The sequence below is a fragment of the Streptomyces sp. FIT100 genome, from assembly GCF_024584805.1.
In the GTDB taxonomy this organism is placed as follows: domain Bacteria; phylum Actinomycetota; class Actinomycetes; order Streptomycetales; family Streptomycetaceae; genus Streptomyces.
On sequence record NZ_CP075715.1, the window covers coordinates 2,156,808 to 2,177,630 of the forward strand.

Below are 20,823 nucleotides of genomic sequence, written 5' to 3' on the forward strand. Positions count from 1 at the left end.
AACCCCGGGGCGCACCGCGCCAGTTGCTACGCTGACCGCCGTTGACCATGGCGGCGGTGCCGGGCGGGGGGACCATGAGACAGCGGGTCGTACGCATGGCCCTGGTGGCCGGGGTGGCCGTGCTCGCCCTGATCCTCCTGCTGGCCACCTGCGACGGTGCAGAAAAAGCCGACAAGGGCGACAAAAAGGGCGGCGGGTCGGCCACGCCCACCACCCGGACCCCACGCCCCGCCACCCTGCTCACCGTCCCGCCCGCCTACGACACGGCCAAGGGCTGGGAGCTCCCCGACACCTCGCCCGACTACGCCGTCGCCCGCGAGACCGGCCTCGTCGCCTACCTCGTCCGCGAGCAGGACGACTTCCGGCTGCGGACCGTGGACGCCGCCACCGGCAGGCCCGGCTGGTCGGGCGAGCCCTGGTCCGCGCTCGCGGGTCCGGCGAACTTCCCGCGGCTGCTCGCCGTCACCAAGGACGAGCGGCAGTTCTTCGTCACCTGGTCCTTCGGCAAGGCGGGCCGCGACACCCTCACCCCCTCCGGCACCTTTGTCTCACTCGACGTGTACGACGCCCTCGACGGCACCCGGAAGCGCGTCGAAGTGCCCTGGCCCACCGCACCGGCCGTCTCCGGCACCGGCCCCGGGATCCTCATCGGCGACGGCGGGGCGCGCAGCGCCGTCGTCGACCCGGTCACCGGCGGTGTGACCGTGATAGCGCCGAAGGAGCTCCGGCCGCCGAAGGGCTGCGCGACCTGCGGGCAGCTCACCGAGGTGCGCGGGCTGACCGCGAAGGGCCTGCTGGTGAGCGGGGCCCGGGAGTTCTGGGTGCGCGGCGGCTGGTTCAGCCGCGGCGTCGCCCCGTCCGGCGCCGACCCCGCGTACGGCACGCCGACCTCGCTCACCTCCGGGCAGGTCCTCGTCCGCTGGCGTAAGGCGGCGAAGACGCAGCGCGCCACCACCCACGACCTGTGGGCGGTGCACGACGCGGCGTCAGGGAAGGCGCTGGTGGCCGCCGAGTGCCACAAACCGGCCATCGAGCCCGGCGAGTACCCGCAGGCCGTGCTCTCCCCCGACGGCCGCTATCTGGTCGCCGGAAGCCTCGCCTTCGACCTCCAGGAGCGGACCGGCCACTGCTTCGAGGAGCCCGACGGCACCCACCCGCTGACCCTGGTGACGGTCACCGACGACGGCCTGGCGTACGGCGCGGCGAACACCCGCGGCGCGAGCGAGGCGCTCGCGGGCGGCGGCGCCCCGTACGAGGTCGACCTGGCGACGGGACTGCCCGAAGCCCTCTCCCCCAACGCCCGGCTGCCCGCCGCCGACACGTCGGGCGTCGGGCTGTTCCGCTGGACGGACGCCAAGGACCGGCTGCACCTGATCGGCTACGCCCGCGTGGACTGAGCACCCTGGGCCGTGTCCGGCACATGGTGCCGTCCGCCCAACAGGCCGCCGGACGGGACGCGTCGGACCCGGCCTGGTGCTGTGACCGGGAAGGTGTGCCGAGTCGCCCGCTCGTGGCGCGCGCCCGGTGCGGTGCACCGCAGGGCGGAGGACCGCCCTCGTACCGGACGTACTCAGGCGACTCCGACGACGCCGCCAGGCGCCGTGCCGGGCATCGCGAGCCGGTGCCCCCTTCCGGTCACCGCACTAGCGAGCGGACGCGTGGGCGCCCTCCGGCGCCCTGCGCCACGGGCGGCACAGGCCGAGGAAGCACGCGATCGCGCCGAGCGCGCACACCAGCTGCACCACGGCCATCGGCACCGCGGTCGCCTCCCCCGCGATCCCGACCAGCGGGGACGCGACCGCGCCGATGAGGAAGGAGGAGGTGCCGAGCAGCGCGGAGGCCGAACCGGCGGCGTGCGGGGTGCGCATCAGCGCCTGGGCGTTGGTGTTCGGCATCGCCAGGCCCATCGCGGACATCAGGACGAAGAGACCGGCGGCGACCGGCACGAGCCCGGCCTCGCCGAAGACCCCCGTCGTCAGCAGCAGCAGCGCGAGCGCCGCGGCCGCGATCACCGCGAGCCCGAAGCCGAGCACCTTGTCGAGGCTGACCCGGCCGACGAGCACCTTCCCGTTGATCTGCCCGACCGCGACGAGGCCGATCGAGTTGAGCCCGAAGAGCAGGCTGAAGGTCTGCGGCGAGGCTCCGTAGATCTCCTGGACGACGAACGGCGAGGCCGCGATGTACGCGAACAGCGCGGCGAAGGCGAGCGATCCGGCCAGCATGTAGCCGGTGAAGACGCGGTCGGCGAGCAGTCCGCGCATGGTGCGCAGCGCCGTGCCGACGCCGCCGCCGTGCCGGCGCTCGGGCGGCAGCGTCTCGTGCAGCCAGCGCCAGACGACGAGGGTGAGCAGCACGCCGACCACGGTCAGGACGTGGAAGACGCCCCGCCAGTCCGTGACCTGGAGGATCTGGCCGCCGACGAGCGGGGCGACGATCGGGGCGGCCCCGGAGATCAGCATCAGGGTCGAGAAGAACCGGGCCATCTCCACGCCGTCGTACAGATCGCGGACGACGGCGCGGGCGATCACGATGCCCGCGGCACCCGCGAGGCCCTGGAGCAGCCGGAAGGCGATGAGCAGTTCGATGGTGGGCGCGAGGGCGCAGACCGCGGTGGCGACGATGTACACGAGCATGCCGGCGAGCAGCGGGCGCCGTCGGCCCCATCTGTCGCTCATGGGGCCGACGACGAGCTGGCCGAGGGCCATACCGGCGAGACAGGCGGTGAGCGTGAGCTGGACGGTGGCGGCGGGGGCGTGCAGCGCGCCGGTGACCTGGGGCAGGGCCGGGAGGTACATGTCCATGGACAGCGGCGGCAGGGCGGTGAGGCCGCCGAGGACGAGCGTGACGAGGAGACCGGCGCGGCGGGCCGCGGCGGGCGGTGCCACGGGGGACGGTGCCGGTGCGGACACCGGTGTCGACGCGGACGCCGCTGTCGGTGCGGACGGCAGTGCCGGTGCCGGTGCGGCTGCCTGTGCGGCGGGGGATATGTGTCCTTGCGTACGGGTCGGGCCGCTCTCCGGCATCAACTGCTCCTGTTCCTGTCGTCGCCCCCTATGCTCTCAGCTCGTCGGAGTGGTCGAGACCTTTCTATGGCCGTACGGGGCCGAGGGGCGGGGCAATGGGTGACACGGTGCGGTGGGGTGTGCTGGCGACCGGAGGCATCGCGGCGCAGTTCACGGCGGATCTGAACGCCATGCCCGATGCGGAGGTCGTCGCGGTGGCCTCCCGTACGGACGCCTCGGCCGCGGCCTTCGCCGAGCGGTTCGGGATACCGAGGGCGTACGGGGACTGGGCGGCCCTCGCCGCCGACGAGGACGTGGACGTCGTGTACGTCGCGACCCCGCACGCGGCGCACCGGGCCGCCGCCGGCCTCTGCCTGGAGGCGGGCAAGGCGGTGCTGTGCGAGAAGGCGTTCACGCTGAACACGGCCGAGGCCGAGGAACTGGTGGCGCTGGCGCGCTCCCGCGGTCTGTTCCTCATGGAGGCCATGTGGATGTACTGCAATCCGGTCATCCGGCGCATGGCGGAGCTCGTGCGCGACGGTGCGATCGGCGAGGTCCGCACGATCCACGCCGACTTCGGGCTCGCGGGCCCGTTCGCGGCGGACCACCGGCTGCGCGACCCTGCCGTCGGCGGCGGTGCGCTCCTTGACCTCGGGGTGTACCCGGTCTCGTTCGCGCAGTTGCTGCTCGGTGAGCCCGACGACGTCCGGGCGCATGCGCTGCTCTCCGACGAGGGCGTGGACCTGAACACGGGCATCCTGCTGGGCTGGGCGGAGTCGGGGGCCTCGGCGCTGCTGTCCTGCTCGATCGTCGCGGACACCCCGATGACCGCCTCGGTGACGGGGTCGAAGGGCCGGATCGAGCTGCCCCGCGGCTTCTTCCACCCGGAGCGGTTCGTACTGCACCGGGCGGGCCGCGAGCCGGAGGAGTACGCGCCCGGAAACGAGCGGTACTCGTTCCGGTACGAGGCCGCGGAGGTGATGCGGTGTCTGCGGGCCGGTGAGACGGAGTCGCCGCTGGTGCCGCTGGACGGTTCGCTCGCGGTGATGCGGACGCTCGACGCGGTACGGGACCGCGTCGGCGTCCGCTATCCGGGTGAGCTCGCGGCTACGCCGGTGTGAGGCCCGGGTTGCCGGCCTCGGTGACGAAGGACGCGGCCGTGGTGATCGGCGCGCCCGGCGTCGTCACCGCGGCGAGCGTCTTGAAGTCGGCGCGGGCACGCTCGGTGGTGAGCGTGACCGTCACATAGCCGCGGCGGCCGTTGTAGAACTTCATGTGCGGGTTGGCCTGGGTGAGGTTGTCCCAGTTCGCGGGCTTGTCGGCGCCGTCCTTGCCGCTGCTGACGGAGGTGGCGACGAACTCGGTGCCGACGGTCGGCGAGGCCGGGTCGCCGTAGTCCTTCTTCAGGTCGAAGGCGTAGCCGACGTGGACGTCGCCGGTCAGCACGACGAGGTTGTCGACCCCGGCGGCCTCGGCGCCGGCCAGGATCCGCTCGCGCGATGCCGGGTAGCCGTCCCAGGCGTCCATGGAGAGCTTGTACGGGGAGGCCGGGACATCGCGCCGCTGGGCGAAGGTGACCTGCTGCGGGACGACGTTCCACACGGCGTCCGAAGCCTGCCAGCCGTCGAGCAGCCAGCGCTCCTGCGTCTCGCCGGTCATGGTGCGCGCCGGGTCCTCGGACTCGGGCCCGGGGTACTGCCAGCCGTCCCCGTACGCCTGGTCGGAGCGGTACTGGCGGGTGTCGAGGATGTCGAACTGGGCGAGCCGCCCGTACCTCAGCCGGCGGTAGAGCTGCATGTCGGCGCCTTCGGGCTGCTGGGGCCTGCGCAGCGGCTGGTTCTCCCAGTAGGCGCGGTAGGCGGCGGCACGGCGCAGCAGGAACTCCTCGGCGGGGACGTCGTTCTCGGGCGTCTCGTCCGCGTAGTTGTTCTCGGTCTCGTGGTCGTCCCAGGTGACGGCGAACGGGTGCGCGGCGTGCGCGGCGGCGAGGTCCGGGTCGCTGCGGTAGAGGCCGTAGCGCAGCCGGTAGTCCTCCAGGGTGATGGTCTCGCGGTTGAAGTGGGCGGGCAGCCGGCGGTCGGTGTGGTTGCGGGCGCCGCCGACGGCGTTGACGGCGTACTCGTAGAGGTAGTCGCCGAGGTGGAAAACGATGTCGAGCTCCTCGTCAGCGAGGTGCTTGTACGCCGTGAAGTAGCCGTCGTGGTACGCCTGGCAGGAGACGGCGGCGAGCTTCAGCTCGGAGATCCGGGCGCCGGGCCTGGGCGCGGTGCGGGTGCGGCCGGTGGGGCTGGTCCAGCTGCCGGCGCGGAAGCGGTAGTAGTAGACGCGGTCGGCGTCGAGGCCGGGGACCTCGACATGGACGCTGTGGTCGAACTCCGGGTGGGCGATGGCCCGTCCGCGTCTGGCGACGCGCGTGAAGCGCTCGTCGTGGGCCAGCTCCCACGCGACCGTGATGCGGGAGCCGGGCAGTCCGCTGCCGGGCTCGTAGGGCCGGGGCGCGAGCCGGGTCCACAGCACCACGGAGCCGGGCAGCGGGTCGCCCGAGGCGACGCCGAGGGTGAACGGGTCCTGGTCGAGCTTCCTCGGGTCGAGCTCGGCGGCGGCCGCGGCGCCGGCGGCCGGAAGGTTCGCGGCGAAGGCGACCGCGGCGGCGGCGCCGGTGACGGTGAGGAAGCGGCGGCGGCCCAAGTGGCGGGCGGCGGCGCGGAATGCGTCCGAGTGCTGCTGTGCGGGTGTCATATGTCCCTCCCCTGGCTGCTGTTGTCCCTCGCATTCGAGTCGGGGGCGGCGTCTGCCGCCTGTCGGGTACACAACATCCGCGTGTCGGACGGATGAGATCCGTGGTGCCGCCCTGCCGTACGCTGCGGCGCCATGAACGCAGAGGTGAGAAGTGCGGTGAGAAGTGCGGTGGTCACGGGTGCGGGCTCGGGCATCGGCCGGAGCGTCGCACTGGCCCTGGCGGCCGCGGGCTGGTCGCTCGCCCTGGCCGGGCGGCGGGCCGAGGCCCTGGAGGAGACGGCGTCCCTGGCGGGCGACGGCGCGGACGTCCTGTGCGTCCCCACCGACGTGACGTCCCCCGACGCGGTCGAGGCCCTCTTCGCCGCGGTCCGCGAACGGCACGGCCGCGTGGACCTCCTCTTCAACAACGCGGGCACCTTCGGGCCGGGCGCGGTGCCGGTCGAGGACCTCTCCCACGAGGCGTGGCGGGCGGTGGTGGACGTCAACCTGACGGGGGCGTTCCTGTGCGCCCAGGCGGCGTTCCGGACGATGAAGGCCCAGGACCCGCAGGGCGGCCGCATCATCAACAACGGCTCGATCTCGGCCCATTCACCGCGCCCGCACTCCATCGCCTACACGGCGACGAAGCACGCCATGACCGGCCTGACCAAGTCCCTCTCCCTGGACGGCCGCCCCTACCGCATCGCCTGCGGCCAGCTCGACATCGGCAACGCGGCGACGGAGATGACCTCCCGCATGCAGACGGGCACGCTCCAGGCGGACGGCCGGCTCGCCCCGGAACCGGTGATGGACGCGAGGGACGTGGCGCGCGTGGTGGTGCAGATGGCGGAGCTGCCGCTGGAGGCGAACGTGCAGTTCGCGACGGTGATGGCGACGGCGATGCCGTACATCGGCCGGGGCTGAGGGGGCTGACCGGGGGCCGACCGGCGCCTGACCCGGGGGGCCGGCTTCGGTCCCCCACGAGGACTCCGTCCCCGCCCGCCGGCGGGGCGGCGCCCACCGGGAACAGCCCGTACCCGCGCCGTGTTGGGGCGGGCATGACGATCAACGGAGCACACCCCGAAGTCCTGCGGTACACCGCCTTCTCGACCGACCTCACCGGGGGCAACCCCGCGGGCGTCGTCCTTGATGCCTCCGGTCTGGACGAGGCCGCCATGCTGGCCGTCGCGGCGGAGGTGGGGTACTCGGAGTCGGCCTTCCTCACGCCGGAGGGCGAGCGGGCCTATGCCGTGCGGTACTTCAGCCCCAAGGCGGAGGTCCCCTTCTGCGGGCACGCGACCGTCGCGAGCGCCCTCGCGCTCGCGGAGCGGATCGGGCCCGGGGAGCTGGTGTTCACGACCACGGTCGGGCCGGTGCCGGTGGAGGTCACCGAGGAGGACGGGGCGCTGCGGGCCACGCTCACGAGCGTGGAGCCGCACGTCGGCGAGGTCGGGGACGACGACCTCGCCGAGGCGCTCGCCGCGCTGGACTGGGCGGGGCCCGACGATCTGGACCCGGCGTTCCCGCCCCGTGTCGCCTTCGCCGGCGCCCGCCACCTCGTCGTCGCCGCCTCGACCCGCGCGCGCCTCGCGGACCTCGCCTACGACTTCGACCGGCTCGAAGCCCTGATGCACCGGCTGGACCTGACGACCGTGCAGCTGGTGTGGCGGGAGTCGGCCACGGTCTTCCACGTGCGCGACCCGTTCCCCGTCGGCGGCGTCGTCGAGGACCCGGCGACCGGCGCGGCCGCGGCCGCCTTCGGGGCGTACGCGCGCGAGCTCGGGCTGGTGCCCGAGGAGGCGGTCCTCACCCTCCGCCAGGGCGAGGACCTGGGCCGTCCGGGCGTGCTGACGGTGACTCTGGTGGCCGGCGACCGGCGGGTGCGGGTCAGCGGGGCGGGTACGCGCATCGGCTGACGGCTCCACCGGTCCGCCCCCGCCGCCCCGGCTGATCTCCGCCTGGTGCTCGTCCGGCCCGGGCTAGGGAGTGTCGCGAGCCCAGCATGACCCACCCGACACCCCTTAGGCCTGGCCGGTGTCGAAGCGTGCGATCTTCTCGCCCTCGACGGTGAACTTCCACTTCGTGCGCATCTCGCCCCATGTCTCGTTGCGGTAGAGGGCCACGAGATCGCGCCCGTCGGCCGACTGCGACTCGACCTCCATATGTCCGCGCGAGGAGAAGATCTCCTTGTCGGTCCAGTCGGCGAGATCCCGGTCCGAGCCGTCGTCGGACATGGTCGCATCCGGTGTCAGGACCGCCAGGAAGGCTTTGTGGTCACCGGAGTTGAGGGCCTTGACGAAGGCCCGCACGGCGGGGTCGTTGAGCTGGTCGGGGCGGATGGTCATGGGGTTTCCTCCGGATACAGGAGTGCGGCAGGCGAGGCACGACTGCGTGGCCTCACCCGTACACCAGAGCGCCGTCCGTCCCGCGGACCTTGGCCCACCTGTGGCGCGTCACCCGGCGTCACCCCTTGGCTTCGATCAACGGCGCCATCGACGTCCCTACTTCACCCGCCACAGTGGAGGGACACCCGCCCCTGCCCCCACCGTCAACCGGCGTTCTCCCAGCTCAGAGCTTCCCCGGAGGTGAACCACCCTCAATGCCGACCTCACTCGCAGAAGGCCCTCTCATGCGAGCTCCACGGGGAGACTATGGAGGCTCCGGAAGACTATGCCCGGTTGCCGGATCGCCGGTCCGGTCACTTTCAGGTTGGGAAGCCGACTGAGAAGGGCACGCAGCACGACCCTTGCTTCGAGTTGGGCCAGATGTGCGCCAAGGCAGTAGTGCATCCCCACACCGAAGGCGAGCGACCGCCGCGCGGGCCGGGTGAAGTCCAGGCTGCCAGGTTCTGGGACCTCCCTCGGGTCGTGCTCGGCTGAACCGATGAGCGCGATCACCGCCCGCCCAGCAGGGATCGGCACCCCGGCCAGAACCGTGTCCCGGGCGGCAACCCGGCTGGCCATCTGGATCGGCGGATCCCAGCCCCAGCGGATCAGCTCGGCGCACGCGTCGGGGAGCGCCTCTGGGTGGCCACGCAGCCAGGCCGCCTGTCCGGGGTAGCGGCTGAGGCCGAGCAACATGCTGTTCAGCATCGCCGCTGTGGTCTCCCAGCCTGCCACGAGCACGGTGGTGGCCAGATCCAGCGCAGCCGAAGGGACACGCTCGGAATTCTCGAACGTGAGGAGCTCACCGAGCACGTCTGTGGCGGGGCATCTGCTGCGTTCCCCGAGGGCAACCGTGAGGTAAGCGGCGACCGCGTCCGCCGATATGTCGGCCTGCAGGAGCTGCCCACGCCCCGGCCACAACTCCATGGCGTACCGGTAGTTCCGGCTGGCCTGTACCAGAACGTCGACGTCGTCGGGCAGGCCCAGCAGCCTGCACAGGACTTCCATCGGCACCAGATGCGCCACGAGGGCCGCGTAGTCCACCCGGCGTTTCACCACAATCTGCTCGGCCAGCTCGGCCAGCCGTCGATCGGCGATCTCCTGGATGACTGATTCGAGGTCATCCAATGCGCCCGGTTTGAAGTACCGGCCGATCGCTCCGTTGCCTGTACGGGAGAGTGCTCCTCCACGAAAAGCAGTGCTTGCATAGAAACCATGCGAGAACAGGTTGGGGCCCCGACCAGCGCCATCGGATACTCGCCCGCCTGTAATCCCCGCACCGCCAGCCCCAGAGCAGTGAGACCAGAGGAGCACGCAGAATCGCTGATCATGCTGGGGCCGGTCCAATTGGACTGGTAAGATACGCGGTTCGCCGAGAAGGACATCAAAGTTCCAGAAAATGCGGCGCTGTCGACCCGCTTGGCACTGTTCATTCGCTCACGATAATCAGACATGCAGGCGCCGACAAAGACGGCGACAGGTGACCCGGCGAGATCATCGGGATTCAACGCCGCGTTTTCAACAGCCTGCCACGCTAATTCAAGTAGGATCCGGTGCTGCGGATCCATCCATGCAGCCATTCTCGGCGATATCCCGAAGAATCGGGCATCGAACTCCTCGATTCCTTTGATGAAGGCCGCCCGGGGTGGTGGGGCAGCGCTGGACCCTGGATCCCACCCAGGCCACCGACCTTCCGGAACTTGGCAGAACCGAGTTATCCCCCTATCAACCGTTTCCAGAGTTCTAACGGTGTCTCGACTCCGGCCGCACGGCATGACATGCCGATGATGGCGACTTCCGAGGCGGGGATACTGCTATTTTTCACGTTACTCCTTTCGTTGTCTCCACAAAGGGCATTCGGACGAGCTGTCAGCCTCCATTACAGGCACACTGCGGCGCGATGAGAAGAGTCTCCGGCTGGCTACTTGTTGTGGGTGTTGAATTCGTGCGCGCCCGTGGAACGCTACTGAGCGCGATCTGGGGTGGCCGTAGCTGCACCGGGATCAGAGGAAGACGTGCCAGGACTTCAGTCGTGCGACGCCACACTCGACTGGATCTGCGAACGCCAGGCGTCCCGATCCTCGCCGACCGTGCTTACATGGGAGCCGGCTCATGGGGGACGACGCCGCTCAGACGCCCGCCTGGCCGCGAGCTCACGCCTACCCGGCAGACTGTCAACCGCGCGCTGTCCGCGACACGGGCACCGGAGGATCCGCTGGGCCCGGGCCGCCGTTAGGGTCGTGTGCCGTTCGCGCACGCTCCCTTCGAGTCAACTGAACCAGGCGATCCGCAGACTCGCGCGAGCAGAGCAGGCACTCACACAAGGCGCTACCGGAACTCACATCCCCGCACCCATCGTGTGAGCCTCGACAACGTCATGACCCGCAACACCTAGTAGGAGGTTCCAGTCGCTGCATAACGCAGCGAACAAATTATCCACGGCCAGCTCCGCAGTGGATGACTCCGCAGATGAAGTGCGGTGCCGGGGAGGCCGGGCCAGTAGCGTGGCCAGGCAGTGGTAAGCGGGGGTCATCTCGACGTCCATAAGGGTCATGGCGGTTCCTTACCGATGCGGGACAGAATGTGGCATTGAATTGAGTGAACAAACCAAGGAGGTGTTACGGCAAGGGCGCTTCCTGGTCGTGCTGTTGAACTGAGTGAACGCCTTTTCGGAGTCGAATTCTCGATGGCGAGGAGTAGGAGCGCTCAAATGTGGGCACGTTGACGACTGCCACGCATGTACCCCCTGCGGGTACTTGTGCCGGCCACCTTCCACGCGGCAGCAAGGCGCCGAGCAGTCGGCAGGAGAATTCACCACGCCCGGGAGAAGTCATGGCCCCACGCCGCCGCCCCAACGACCCCTCGCGCTGGGAGGAGCTGGCACAATGCTTGGACGCGTCGGAAGAGGCTCACGCAGCAGGCGAGCTTGAGGAACACTTCGTGGATGTGGTCGCGGCTGTCCCAGCGGATCCGCAGCCCGACGGAAGCCATGGATCCCGGCATTCGTCCGCTCGATTACCCAGCGCACGGTGCCGAGCCCGGAGCCGGGTGGCACGCCGCGTCGCGCGATGAGCGGAGCGCTGTCCACGGGGCCGTCTTCATGATCACGCGCGACGGAGCACCGTAGCGCGAGGGGCGGCCGACTTCGCGCCAGTCTTTTCCGGCGACGGCCCGAAGTGCCCGCACCCGAACCCGGATGCGCCGCGCGCCGTCGAGTGCTGGAACGGGCACGCCTGGGAGCCCTCGCATTCGCGGCCAACCTCGGCGAGGCCAAGCGCACGCTGTACCCGGAGGCCGACTCGGCGCCGACCCCCAACTCCGGGCCCGGTGCGACAGCGGCTCGCCCCAGGCACACCGATCGGCACCAGAAGCCGTGCGGGCCCACAAGAGTTCCGGAAAGTCAGCACGGACTCAGTACGGAACGGGGTTCCCTGGAATGAGCTCCAACCCAGTGACCTGCACGTTTGGGATCAGGGGACGTTCTTGCCATCTCGGCTGCTCAGATGACCGCCGCGGCACCCTAACGGCATGGCACGCTCGTCCGATGAACAGTATTTGGGACGCGGTCGAACGTCTCCACACCTGGCTCGACCGGTCCGCCGCGGACGGCCGGCCGCCCGAGCAGGAGACGCTGCTGCGGGTGCTGAAGCTGTCCGAGGAGGTCGGCGAGGTGGCGCAGGCCGTCATCGGCGCCACCGGGCAGAACCCTCGCAAGGGCACCACGCACAGCTGGCAGGACGTGGAGTCGGAGCTGTGCGATGTGATCGTCACGGCGATGGTGGCCCTGCGGACGCTCAACCCCGACGCGCCGCAGGCGTTCGACGCCCATCTGCGGCACCTGCTCGCGCGGTCTTCGTGAACCCTCCGGGGCAGTACAGCTAGCCCTTGCCTTGCCTAGCCCTTGCCGTCGATCGCGGCGTCGATGAGCAGCGCGGCGACGGACCGTGCATGGGCGGCCGGCCGGTCGCTGTTGAGTGCGGTGCTGCGGACGGCCGCGCCGTCGTAGAGCAGGGCGAGCTGTTCGCCGAGTTCGTCCGGGTCGCAGGCCCCGGCCCTGCGTGCCAGGCCGGCCAGACGCCGCGCGAACTCGGACTTGTAGGCGGCGGCGAGCCGGTGGACGGGGTGCTCGGGGTCGGGCACCTCCACGGCGGCGTTCAGGAACGGGCATCCGCGAATCGGCCCCGCGGTGTCCCGCGGCTTCCGGTCGAAGACGGCGAGGAGCTGCTCGCGCGGATCCGGACCGCCGGGGTCGGCTGCGGCAGGGGGGCCGGCTGCGGCGCCGGAGCCGGTGGGGGCGGCGGCCGTCTCGGGCGGCAGGCCCACGTCCTCGAACTGCCGCAGATAGGCGTGGACGAGGTCTTCCTTGCCCGTGAAGTGCGTGTACAGGGTCCGCTTGGACACGCCCGCGACCGTCGTCAGCTGATCCATCCCGGTCGCGTTGACTCCCTGGGCGGTGAACAGCTCGGTGGCGGCTTCGAGGATGCGCTCCTTGGCGCCGCGCCCGCGGCGCCTGCGTACGGGCGAGGTCTCGGTCACGCCTATGAGGATACCGATCGTTTTACATAAGAGCCAGGCGCCTGTTACGGTCATGGAGATAAGTAAACTGATCGGTTTCCTTCGCCGAGCGGACCAGAGCCAGGACCAGGACTCAGGACCAGGAGATCCTCATGCGTTACACGACCTTCGGACACCGCACCGGACTGCGCGTCTCGCAGTTCGCACTCGGCACCGGGAACTTCGGCACGGGGTGGGGCGCCGGCGCCGAGCCGGACGAGGCACGCCGGATGTTCGACAGGTTCGCCGAGGCCGGCGGCACGTTCGTCGACACCGCGGACACCTACCAGTTCGGCGAGTCGGAGAAGCTGCTGGGCGACTTCCTCGCCGCCGACCGCGACCACTTCGTCCTCGCGACGAAGTTCACCAACGGCGTCACGGCGAAGCCCGGCATCTCGAAGACGGGCAACAGCCGCAAGAACATGGTGCATTCGGTGGAGGCGAGCCTGAGGCGCCTCGGCACCGACTACATCGACCTGTACTGGGTCCACTTTCCGGACGACCTGACACCGATGGACGAGATCCTGCGCGGGATCGACGATCTCGTCAGCCAGGGCAAGATCCACCACGCCGCCCTGTCCAACTTCCCCGCCTGGCGGGTCTCCCGGGCCGCCACCCTCGCCGAGCTGCGGAACTGGGCCCCGGTCGCCGGCATCCAGGTCGAGTACAGCCTCGTCGAGCGGACCGCCGACCGCGAGCTGCTGCCGATGGCCGAGAGCCTCGGACTCGGCGCTGCGCTGTGGTCCCCGCTGGGCGGCGGGCTGCTCACCGGCAAGTACCGGACGAGCACCGAGGGCCGGCTCAGCAATCTGAAGACCCTCGTGCACACCGAGGCCACCGCCCAGAAGACCGCGGTCGTCGACGCCGTCCTGGCCGTCGCCGAGGAGACCGGTGCGACCCCGGCGCAGACCTCCGTGGCCTGGATCAACGAGCGCGCCCGACGTGCGGCCACCTCGTTCGTGCCGATCATCGGGCCGCGTGATCTCGCGCAGCTCGACAGCTACCTCGGCGCGCTCGACGTCGAGCTGAGCCCGGAGCAGTACGAGCGCCTCTCGGAGGTCAGCGCGGTACCGCTGGGAGTGCCGCACGAGGCCACCGCCGGTGTCCGCGACCAGGTCCGGGGCGGTGACGCGGCCCTGGTGGACGCGCCGACGCCGCCGGTGGCCTGAGCCACAGCCGCGCCACGCCGCCCGCACCAGGGCAGCCGCGGCCGAAAGTGGCCGTCACACGCCACCAATCACGGCGCCCTGTCTTGCTTTCCCGGGAAGCCCCTGCCCCAATGGCAACCGTCACCGGCTGCCCCACCAGCCTCGGTGGCCGCAGCCCGGCGGCGCCATCCCGTGTACCCCCACACACGAAGGCGGGACCCGCATGAATCCCCCCACGAAGCACCGCACCCTTCGCACGGCCACCCTTCTCTCGGGCGCCCTGGCGGCCGGCACGCTCGCCCTGGCACCCACGGCCCAGGCGGTCGAGCCGACGACGGCAACGTTGTCGTTCGACTGTGGTTCGTACGGCTCCGGCGAGGCGAGCCTCACCGCGACCCAGGACGGCACGGCCGCGACGATCACCGTCTCCACCTCCGCCATCACCGCCCCCATCCCCATCTCCGCCAACTCCGTCGAGTCCACACTGACCCTGACGAAGAACGGCTCCGGCACGACGTCCTTCACCGGCAACGCCAACCCGGCGATCCCGGCGGGCGGCGCCGTCTCCACCGGTCCGCTGAACGGCACGGTCGCCGCCGGCGACAGCCTGGAGGCGAGCTCCCTCACGGTCGTGGTGCTCGGCATCACGGCGACCTGCAACGCCACGTCACCGCAGAACCCCGGACCGTTCGTCTTCTGACCCGACCGGACCGTTCGTCTTCTGGCCCACCCCAGGGCGGCGCCTTCCCCCGAAGGCGCCGCCCCACCACTCGGTGAAATCCGGACTTAGTATGAATCGGGGGGTCGGAGGTACTGCGGGGGGACTGCGGAGGGAGCCGTCGCCGTGACCACGACCAAGGAAGCCCCCGACGTGGCCCGCGGCCCCGGGGGCGAGGGATCCCCCCGGTACCTTCCGGTCTCCGAGCACGGGCTGATCGGCGATCTGCGCAGCGCCGCGCTGGTCGGGACGAACGGCACGATCGACTGGTACTGCTCCGGCCGCTTCGACGCCCCCAGCGTCTTCGCCTCGATCCTCGACGCCGAGAAGGGCGGCTCCTTCCAGCTCGCCCCGGACGTGCCGACACGGACCAAGCAGTTCTACTTCCCCGACACCAACGTGCTCATCACCCGCTTCTTCGCGGACGACGGCGTCGGCGAGATCCAGGACTTCATGCCGATCACCGACGACTCGCGCGAGGCCGACCGGCACCGGCTCATCCGCCGCGTCGTCTGCGTCCGCGGCTCGCTCCCGTTCCGCGCCCGGGTCGCCCCCCGCTTCGCCTACGGCACCGAGCCGCACGTCGTCCGCACCGACACCGAGCACGGCCACTGCCCGGTCTTCGAGTCGGCCTCCTGCACCCTCGCGCTGACGTCAAGCGTGCCGGTCGAGACCGACGGCCAGGACGTCTGGTCGCTCTTCAAGCTGCACGAGGGCGAGACCGCGGTCTTCGCGCTCGACCAGGTCGGCGGCGAACTGGCGCCGCGCTGTTGCCCCCTCGCCGAGGCGGAGGAGGAGTTCGAGGCCACCGTGCGGTACTGGCGGCGCTGGCTCTCCCGGTCCCGCTACCGCGGACGCTGGCGGGAGATGGTGCACCGCTCCGCGCTCACGCTCAAGCTGCTCACGTACGCCCCGACCGGCGCCATCATCGCCGCCCCGACGACGAGCCTGCCCGAGCAGGTCGGCGGCGAGCGCAACTGGGACTACCGCTACGTCTGGATCCGCGACGCCGCCTTCTGCGTCTACGCCCTGCTGCGGCTCGGCTTCACCGACGAGGCCCAGGCGTTCATGCAGTACCTCAACGAGCACGTGTGCATCGCCTGCGCCCGCTCCGGCCCGCTCCAGATCATGTACGGCATCGACGGCCGGCGCGAGCTCCCGGAGCGCGAGCTCACGCATCTGGAGGGCTATCTGGGCTCCGCGCCCGTACGCGTCGGCAACAGCGCCGTCGACCAACTCCAGTTGGACATCTACGGCGCGCTCATCGACTCGATCTACCTCTACGACAAGTGGGGCGAGCCGATCTCCAGCGCGCAGTGGGACACCGTCACCGATCTGGTCGACTGGGTGTGCGAGAACTGGGACCAGCCCGACGAGGGCGTCTGGGAGACCCGCGGCGGACGCAAGAACTTCCTCTACTCCCGGCTGATGTGCTGGGTGGCGATCGAACGGGCCATGCGGCTGGCCCAGCACCGCGGCCTGCCCGCCGACATGACGCGCTGGGGCGGCGTCCGCGACACGATCTACCGGCAGATCATGCAGCGCGGCTGGTCGCCCGAGCGGAAGGCGTTCGTCCAGCACCAGGAGGACAGCGTCCTCGACGCCTCGGTCCTGATGATGCCGCTCGCCAAGTTCATCTCCCCGACCGACCCGAAGTGGCTCTCCACCCTCGACGCGCTCGGCGACGAGCTGGTCTCCGACTCCCTCGTCTACCGCTACGACCCGCAGGCCAGCCCCGACGGACTGCGCGGCGAGGAGGGCACGTTCTCGATCTGCTCCTTCTGGTACGTCGAGGCCCTCACCCGCGCCGGCCGCCCGGACGAGGCCCGGCTCGCGTTCGAGAAGATGCTCACGTACGCCAACCATCTCGGCCTGTACGCGGAGGAGATCGGCCGCACGGGCGAGCAGAACGGCAACTTCCCGCAGGCGTTCACACATCTGTCCCTGATCAGCGCCGCCTTCAACCTGGACAAGGCGCTGGGCTGAGCTGCCGCGCGCGGGGCCGGTGCCGCGCACCGGGGGCCCGGGGGCCGCGCGCCCGGGTGCCGGGGCCGGCCCGGGCTCACCGCGACCGTGCCGGTGAGGGCTCGGGAGGCGCGGAGACCGCCATCGACTGCCCCAGTCCCGTACAGCCGCCCTCCCGGCCGTCCGCGAGTTCGACACATGCCCGTGCCTGGGACGGGTCGGAGACGGGGATCATCGACGAGTAGGCGTCCTCCCCGAACTTGACGCGACCGCTCTGGGCGCTGTTGTTCGGGCCGCGCACGATCACGGTGTCACCGACACCGACCCAGAGGATCCGCCCCCAGACGGCGGCGCACCGCGGGCTGTACCGCAGTTCCACCAGTGCGCCGGAGATCCATGTGGCGGCGGCCGTCCACGCGTCCTGGCCGCAGCCCATCGCCTTGGGGTCCTGACCACCGCACGCGTCATGTCGGCACTGCATCGACGTGTGGGCGGTGGTGACGGCCGTCGGTGACGCGGTCGGCAGCGCCGACCCGTGCGGTGCGACGGCCGACGACCTGGGGTCCTCTCCGGCGGGCTCGTCACCGAACGCGACAACCGCCGCAACCAGCACGAGCAGTGCGGAGGCGCCCGCGACCGCGAGGGTGGTGACCCGACGGGTGTGCCACCGGCGTGGGGCCCCCTCGGACGGTCCGGCCGCCGGCACGGGCCGCGTCGTCGAAGCCCCGGGGACATCGGGTCCGTCGGCTTCGGGCCGAGGGGAAGGCTCCCCGGCCACGGCGTGCTGCCGGTCCGCGGAACCCCCGGCGTCCACGGTGCTGCCATGGAGCCTCCAGGACCGGTCGGCCAGCTCCCACAGGGCGCTCAGCCGGGCATCGTCCGCCCCGACTGCCGCGGCCAGCGCCCTGACGGCACTGAGCGGTGGCAGCTTCTGACCGCTGAGGTACCGGGCCCACGACGATCTGCTGAAGGCGGTCTTCTTCTCGAGCACGGCCAGACTGAGCCCGCTCCGGTCCTTCGCCTCGCCCAGCGCCTCGACCAGATGCCTCACTTCGAGCGGCAGGTCCCCAGGAAGCGGTCTTCGTCGTGACATCCCCCTCGCCCCCCTCTCACGATTTCGTCCCCGAAGGGAATGTTCCCGCAGGTCAGAGGCGTGTGTATCTCACGTTGTCCCACGCCTCGCCGATTGTCCACCACGGCATCGCCCCATGCACCACGATCAGCCCATTCCGATCAGCGGACCGCCCCGCGGGGCTCAGGACGGAGAGGGGCACATCCATGCCCGCATGGAAATGGAAGAAGAGGACGACGACAGCGGCGGCGACCCTGCTGCTGGGGACCGGGCTGGTGCTCGCCGGCCCCGCCACGACCGCGCAGGCCGCCACCTGCTCGTACACGTACTCCGACGAGAGTTACGTCTACGCCGGGCACTACAGCGGAATGACGGCCGTCCCGTCCAAGACGGTGGTGACCAGCTCGGGTGCGGAGGCGCAATGCCTCCTGAAGGAGATCGGATACAGCATCACCGTCGACGGGGTCTTCGGACCGAAGTCCCAGGCCGCGCTGCGCGACGTGCAGAGCAAGCTGAACAAGGCACCGTTCTGGGCGGGCATCACGGTGGACGGCATGCCCGGCCCCGAGACCTGGCCCCACCTGCGGTTCTACGCCTACTACTACTGACGGCGACCGACGAGTCCCGCGCCCCACAGGATCCGAGTCAACGAAAGGTCTCCATGTCGATCCGCAGACACATGACACTCGCTCTGGTGCCCGTACTTCTCGGCGCCGGCCTCACCTTCGCATCGGCGACGCCCTCTTCGGCCGCCGTGACCTGCTCCTACTCCTACAACCAGTCGACAGAGCGCGCCTACGCCGGGCACTACAGCGGAATGACGGCCGTCCCGTCCAAGACCGTGGTGACCAGCGCGGGCGCCGAGGCCCAGTGCCTGCTCAAGAGCATCGAGTTCAGCCCGGGGACGATCGACGGCGTCTTCGGCTCCAACTCCCAGGCGGCGATGAGGTCCTTCCAGACCTTCATCAACCGGAACTACGACGCCGGCATCGCGGTGGACGGCATGTGCGGACCTGAGTCATGGCCGTGGCTGCGGAACTTCGCCTACTGGGACTGGCGGGCGGGCTCCTAGCCGACACCTGGCCGGCTCCCGCCCGGCCGACCGGCTGTGCAACGACGCGCCCCCGCCCGGAACGGTCCGGACGGGGGCTCCGTCGTTCTCGGAATTCGCCCCGCCCCCATCATGAGCACCCCAGCGGGGGCTATTCCGGTTCCCTGGGCACCAGCAGACGGCACGTGCGCGGCCTACGGTTTCGTCAGCGGCTGGAAGTGAGGCCGAGCACCTCTGGACTTATGCGTCCCGTCCCTCGTCGAAAATGGTCGGGCGTCTCATGGCCACGCCCGAGCGCTCATCAGTGCGGCTATGGACAGTGATCAGTATGAGACAGGCGTTCCGTCGCGCAGATATACCGGCCGTCCCACGTCCAGTGCCTGGACCGCCGCGGCCAGTCTGACCCGCATCCGCTCGTCCACCAGTTCCCGCGCCTTATCCAGCGTCACATACGCGGCCTCGGACAACTCCTCGTCCTGCGGTCGTAGCTCCCCCGGCACGTCGAGCGTGACGCCGTCGAAGATGAAGGCAATCTGGTCGTCCCATGGCCCGTGTGGGGCCACCCAGTCCACAACCAGCAGCCCGCGCACGATGACATCCAGGCCGAGTTCCTCGCTCAGCTCCCGCACGACCGTTTCCTCCGGCGGCTCGTTCGCCTCAGCCATACCGCCCGGCAGGTCCCAGCCCGGTTTATAGGTCGGGTTCACCAGCAGCACCCGGCCGGCTGTGTCCCGGAGGAGCACGTCGGCCGCGACCCGCTTTCTGGGCTGGGTAGCGTTCCCCTCGGCGAGGTAGGCATTCCAGGCGTCGAGTTCATCGGGCGACGGCTTCATGAGGTGTGCCTCCCGAGGGCAGCGGGATGATGTCGGCCAAGAGCAGCATTCTCGCCCTGCGCGCGTCGTCGAAGCGCACCAGGTACTCCCGCACCGGCCCGTATCCCCTGTGGGGCTCCAGCAAGCGCCGGAGGTCGTCGAGTTGATGGATGACGCGAATGGAGCCGAGGGTGGGGCTGGTGGTGAGCAGGTCGTGACCGACGTCCACCGCCGCGTCGAGGTCGATTCGGTGGACGTGGATCTCAGCGAGGGTGATACGGCTGAGGGCCAGGGAGCGGGCACGGCCTGCTTCGCGCAGGCGTACGGCGTCTTCGGCGTGGGCCAGGCCCTCGGCGTAGCATCCCAGATCTCGCAGGATGAGTGCGGACTCACTGGCGAGTGCGGGGGCGTCGAACGTGGACAGCCACGGGTGCTCGGTATCCGCTGAGGCGGTAAGGGCTCGTTGGGCCTGTTCGAGGGCATGGCGGGCGGAGGTGTGCTGGGTGGACACCGCGAGGGCGCGGGCCTGCATCGTCAGGAGCCGAGCGATCAGCGCCGGAATTCGAGGGCCTTGGCCGGCGAGGTCGAGACCGACGTAGGCCCAGCGTGCCGCGCCCGCTGTGTCGCCGGTCTGGAGGGCGAGGTGGCTGCTGGAGGCGGCGATGTGTGCGGCCAGGGGGTGGTCGCCGGAGGTGCGAGCCAGCGGCAGGGCGCGGGCGAAGTGCTTCAGGGCAAGGTCGTCCTGGCCGGAGTCGTGGGCCATCCACCCGGCCATCTCGGTCAAGGCCCCGGCGGCGGCGAAAACCTCCAGGCCGGTGTGGGCGTCGACCAGCCGCGGGGCGACGCGGTCGGTCAAGTGGCGTACGACGGCCCCGTACAGGCGCCCGCCACCGGTCTGGCGGTCGGCGACGCGGAAGGCGTCCATCGCGGCCAGATCGTCCCCGTCGGGCGGCGACTGGGGCTGTTGGGGCTGCTCTTGGACAGCAGGCTCCCACGGGCGACGGCTAAGTCCAAGGAGGTGTCCGGGGATGTGGAAGGCGTCGGCGATCTGCTCGAACAGGATCAGCTTCTCCACGCGGCTCTTGCCGTTCATGTAGTCGTAGAGCCGCCCCTGGGTGATGTCGACTGCCGCCGCGATCCGCCGCGTACTCACTCCGCGGTGGTTCAACAGCCGGAATAACGCCCCCATGTCGCGGTCACGGCAAGCCGCGGCTAAGCGGGCGTCATCGAGCAGCCCCGCAACGATCTCGCGCGGATCTGGTGTCTGCCGATCCATACCTCCCCCTAACTGCGTGCCACATCGGTGCTACGGCCAGCGACCGCCCGGTGACTCCGTCTTGGAGTCACTTCGTGGAGTCTCCCCACGACCGCCCCGCGTCGTTCACTACATGCAGCCCCG

At 70.5% G+C, this 20,823-nt stretch carries 19 protein-coding genes and 2 pseudogenes; 12 read left to right on the forward strand and 9 right to left on the reverse strand.

What is annotated here, in order from left to right; genetic code table 11:
- Positions 1–74 precede the first annotated feature (74 nt).
- Complete coding sequence (locus KK483_RS09320) at positions 75–1,397, forward strand: hypothetical protein (RefSeq protein ID WP_262004746.1); 1,323 nt, start codon at positions 75–77, stop codon at positions 1,395–1,397.
- Between the two features lie 246 nt (positions 1,398–1,643).
- On the opposite strand, the gene KK483_RS09325 is transcribed toward KK483_RS09320, so the two are convergent.
- A complete protein-coding gene (locus KK483_RS09325) occupies positions 1,644–3,023 on the reverse strand; it encodes a Bcr/CflA family multidrug efflux MFS transporter (protein WP_262004747.1) in 1,380 nt (459 codons plus the stop codon).
- A gap of 95 nt (positions 3,024–3,118) precedes the next feature.
- On the opposite strand from KK483_RS09325, the gene KK483_RS09330 reads away from it, so the two are divergent.
- Complete coding sequence (locus KK483_RS09330; RefSeq protein WP_262004748.1) at positions 3,119–4,123, forward strand: Gfo/Idh/MocA family protein; 1,005 nt, start codon at positions 3,119–3,121, stop codon at positions 4,121–4,123.
- Here KK483_RS09330 and KK483_RS09335 read toward each other — a convergent pair.
- Positions 4,110–5,741, reverse strand: a complete 1,632-nt coding sequence (locus tag KK483_RS09335; protein ID WP_262004749.1) for an alkaline phosphatase — start codon at positions 5,739–5,741, stop codon at positions 4,110–4,112. The two genes, KK483_RS09330 and KK483_RS09335, sit on opposite strands and share 14 nt — an antisense overlap.
- A gap of 132 nt (positions 5,742–5,873) precedes the next feature.
- On the opposite strand from KK483_RS09335, the gene KK483_RS09340 reads away from it, so the two are divergent.
- Both KK483_RS09340 and KK483_RS09345 read left to right on the forward strand, forming a co-directional pair.
- Positions 5,874–6,644 (forward strand): SDR family oxidoreductase, encoded by a 771-nt coding sequence (locus KK483_RS09340; protein WP_262004750.1) that lies wholly within the window; start codon positions 5,874–5,876, stop codon positions 6,642–6,644.
- 134 nt (positions 6,645–6,778) lie between these two features.
- Complete coding sequence (locus KK483_RS09345; RefSeq protein WP_262004751.1) at positions 6,779–7,636, forward strand: PhzF family phenazine biosynthesis protein; 858 nt, start codon at positions 6,779–6,781, stop codon at positions 7,634–7,636.
- Positions 7,637–7,741: 105 nt separating this feature from the next.
- Here the strand turns inward: KK483_RS09345 and KK483_RS09350 are convergent, their stop codons facing one another.
- The 3 genes from KK483_RS09350 to KK483_RS09360 all read right to left on the reverse strand — a co-directional run bounded on the left by KK483_RS09350 (position 7,742) and on the right by KK483_RS09360 (position 9,879).
- Positions 7,742–8,065 (reverse strand): nuclear transport factor 2 family protein, encoded by a 324-nt coding sequence (locus KK483_RS09350; protein WP_262004752.1) that lies wholly within the window; start codon positions 8,063–8,065, stop codon positions 7,742–7,744.
- 282 nt (positions 8,066–8,347) lie between these two features.
- Positions 8,348–9,232 carry a cytochrome P450 gene (locus tag KK483_RS09355; protein WP_262004753.1) on the reverse strand — a complete coding sequence of 295 codons (885 nt, stop codon included), beginning with the start codon at positions 9,230–9,232 and terminating at the stop codon, positions 8,348–8,350.
- Positions 9,157–9,879: a polyketide synthase gene (locus KK483_RS09360; RefSeq protein WP_262004754.1), complete on the reverse strand. Its 723-nt coding sequence runs from the start codon at positions 9,877–9,879 to the stop codon at positions 9,157–9,159. Before KK483_RS09360 ends, KK483_RS09355 begins: the two co-directional genes overlap by 76 nt.
- Positions 9,880–10,169: 290 nt before the next feature.
- On the opposite strand from KK483_RS09360, the pseudogene KK483_RS09365 reads away from it, so the two are divergent.
- From KK483_RS09365 to KK483_RS09370, 3 genes and pseudogenes are all read left to right on the forward strand, one after another.
- A pseudogene (locus KK483_RS09365) lies at positions 10,170–10,310 on the forward strand (IS5/IS1182 family transposase); the annotation flags it as partial.
- Positions 10,311–11,287: 977 nt separating this feature from the next.
- A pseudogene (locus KK483_RS35480) lies at positions 11,288–11,611 on the forward strand (DUF6087 family protein); the annotation flags it as partial.
- A gap of 37 nt (positions 11,612–11,648) precedes the next feature.
- Entirely contained in the window at positions 11,649–11,963 is a 315-nt protein-coding gene (locus KK483_RS09370; protein ID WP_262004756.1) for a MazG-like family protein, read from the forward strand.
- A 35-nt stretch (positions 11,964–11,998) separates the two neighbouring features.
- Here the strand turns inward: KK483_RS09370 and KK483_RS09375 are convergent, their stop codons facing one another.
- A complete protein-coding gene (locus KK483_RS09375; protein WP_262004757.1) occupies positions 11,999–12,640 on the reverse strand; it encodes a TetR/AcrR family transcriptional regulator in 642 nt (213 codons plus the stop codon).
- Between the two features lie 131 nt (positions 12,641–12,771).
- On the opposite strand from KK483_RS09375, the gene KK483_RS09380 reads away from it, so the two are divergent.
- The 3 genes from KK483_RS09380 to KK483_RS09390 all read left to right on the forward strand — a co-directional run bounded on the left by KK483_RS09380 (position 12,772) and on the right by KK483_RS09390 (position 16,510).
- Positions 12,772–13,827 carry an aldo/keto reductase gene (locus KK483_RS09380; protein WP_262004758.1) on the forward strand — a complete coding sequence of 352 codons (1,056 nt, stop codon included), beginning with the start codon at positions 12,772–12,774 and terminating at the stop codon, positions 13,825–13,827.
- Positions 13,828–14,029: 202 nt separating this feature from the next.
- Positions 14,030–14,506 carry a hypothetical protein gene (locus KK483_RS09385; protein ID WP_262004759.1) on the forward strand — a complete coding sequence of 159 codons (477 nt, stop codon included), beginning with the start codon at positions 14,030–14,032 and terminating at the stop codon, positions 14,504–14,506.
- A gap of 144 nt (positions 14,507–14,650) precedes the next feature.
- Positions 14,651–16,510, forward strand: a complete 1,860-nt coding sequence (locus KK483_RS09390) for a glycoside hydrolase family 15 protein (protein WP_262004760.1) — start codon at positions 14,651–14,653, stop codon at positions 16,508–16,510.
- A 76-nt stretch (positions 16,511–16,586) separates the two neighbouring features.
- Here KK483_RS09390 and KK483_RS09395 read toward each other — a convergent pair whose 3' ends face one another.
- Positions 16,587–17,582 carry an XRE family transcriptional regulator gene (locus KK483_RS09395; protein WP_262004761.1) on the reverse strand — a complete coding sequence of 332 codons (996 nt, stop codon included), beginning with the start codon at positions 17,580–17,582 and terminating at the stop codon, positions 16,587–16,589.
- A gap of 185 nt (positions 17,583–17,767) precedes the next feature.
- On the opposite strand from KK483_RS09395, the gene KK483_RS09400 reads away from it, so the two are divergent.
- Together KK483_RS09400 and KK483_RS09405 are read left to right on the forward strand one after the other, a co-directional pair.
- Positions 17,768–18,169 carry a peptidoglycan-binding protein gene (locus KK483_RS09400; protein ID WP_262004762.1) on the forward strand — a complete coding sequence of 134 codons (402 nt, stop codon included), beginning with the start codon at positions 17,768–17,770 and terminating at the stop codon, positions 18,167–18,169.
- Positions 18,170–18,255: 86 nt separating this feature from the next.
- Positions 18,256–18,633, forward strand: a complete 378-nt coding sequence (locus KK483_RS09405; protein ID WP_262004763.1) for a peptidoglycan-binding protein — start codon at positions 18,256–18,258, stop codon at positions 18,631–18,633.
- A 302-nt stretch (positions 18,634–18,935) separates the two neighbouring features.
- Here KK483_RS09405 and KK483_RS09410 read toward each other — a convergent pair whose 3' ends face one another.
- Together KK483_RS09410 and KK483_RS09415 are read right to left on the reverse strand one after the other, a co-directional pair.
- The gene (locus tag KK483_RS09410; RefSeq protein WP_262004764.1) at positions 18,936–19,445 is read right to left on the reverse strand and encodes an NUDIX hydrolase; all 510 of its coding nucleotides are present in this window, start codon (positions 19,443–19,445) and stop codon (positions 18,936–18,938) included.
- Positions 19,426–20,577 (reverse strand): XRE family transcriptional regulator, encoded by a 1,152-nt coding sequence (locus tag KK483_RS09415; RefSeq protein WP_262004765.1) that lies wholly within the window; start codon positions 20,575–20,577, stop codon positions 19,426–19,428. The genes KK483_RS09410 and KK483_RS09415 overlap by 20 nt, the downstream gene beginning before the upstream one ends.
- Positions 20,578–20,823: the final 246 nt, after the last annotated feature.

Bases quoted from the DNA above. Each gene is read 5' to 3' on its own strand.
- KK483_RS09320 (WP_262004746.1), top strand. From the start codon at position 75: ATGAGACAGCGGGTCGTACGCATGGCCCTGGTGGCCGGGGTGGCCGTG.
- KK483_RS09325 (WP_262004747.1), bottom strand. From the start codon at position 3,023: ATGCCGGAGAGCGGCCCGACCCGTACGCAAGGACACATATCCCCCGCC.
- KK483_RS09330 (WP_262004748.1), top strand. From the start codon at position 3,119: ATGGGTGACACGGTGCGGTGGGGTGTGCTGGCGACCGGAGGCATCGCG.
- KK483_RS09335 (WP_262004749.1), bottom strand. From the start codon at position 5,741: ATGACACCCGCACAGCAGCACTCGGACGCATTCCGCGCCGCCGCCCGC.
- KK483_RS09340 (WP_262004750.1), top strand. From the start codon at position 5,874: ATGAACGCAGAGGTGAGAAGTGCGGTGAGAAGTGCGGTGGTCACGGGT.
- KK483_RS09345 (WP_262004751.1), top strand. From the start codon at position 6,779: ATGACGATCAACGGAGCACACCCCGAAGTCCTGCGGTACACCGCCTTC.
- KK483_RS09350 (WP_262004752.1), bottom strand. From the start codon at position 8,065: ATGACCATCCGCCCCGACCAGCTCAACGACCCCGCCGTGCGGGCCTTC.
- KK483_RS09360 (WP_262004754.1), bottom strand. From the start codon at position 9,879: ATGCCGTGCGGCCGGAGTCGAGACACCGTTAGAACTCTGGAAACGGTT.
- KK483_RS09370 (WP_262004756.1), top strand. From the start codon at position 11,649: ATGAACAGTATTTGGGACGCGGTCGAACGTCTCCACACCTGGCTCGAC.
- KK483_RS09380 (WP_262004758.1), top strand. From the start codon at position 12,772: ATGCGTTACACGACCTTCGGACACCGCACCGGACTGCGCGTCTCGCAG.
- KK483_RS09385 (WP_262004759.1), top strand. From the start codon at position 14,030: ATGAATCCCCCCACGAAGCACCGCACCCTTCGCACGGCCACCCTTCTC.
- KK483_RS09395 (WP_262004761.1), bottom strand. From the start codon at position 17,582: ATGTCACGACGAAGACCGCTTCCTGGGGACCTGCCGCTCGAAGTGAGG.
- KK483_RS09400 (WP_262004762.1), top strand. From the start codon at position 17,768: ATGCCCGCATGGAAATGGAAGAAGAGGACGACGACAGCGGCGGCGACC.
- KK483_RS09410 (WP_262004764.1), bottom strand. From the start codon at position 19,445: ATGAAGCCGTCGCCCGATGAACTCGACGCCTGGAATGCCTACCTCGCC.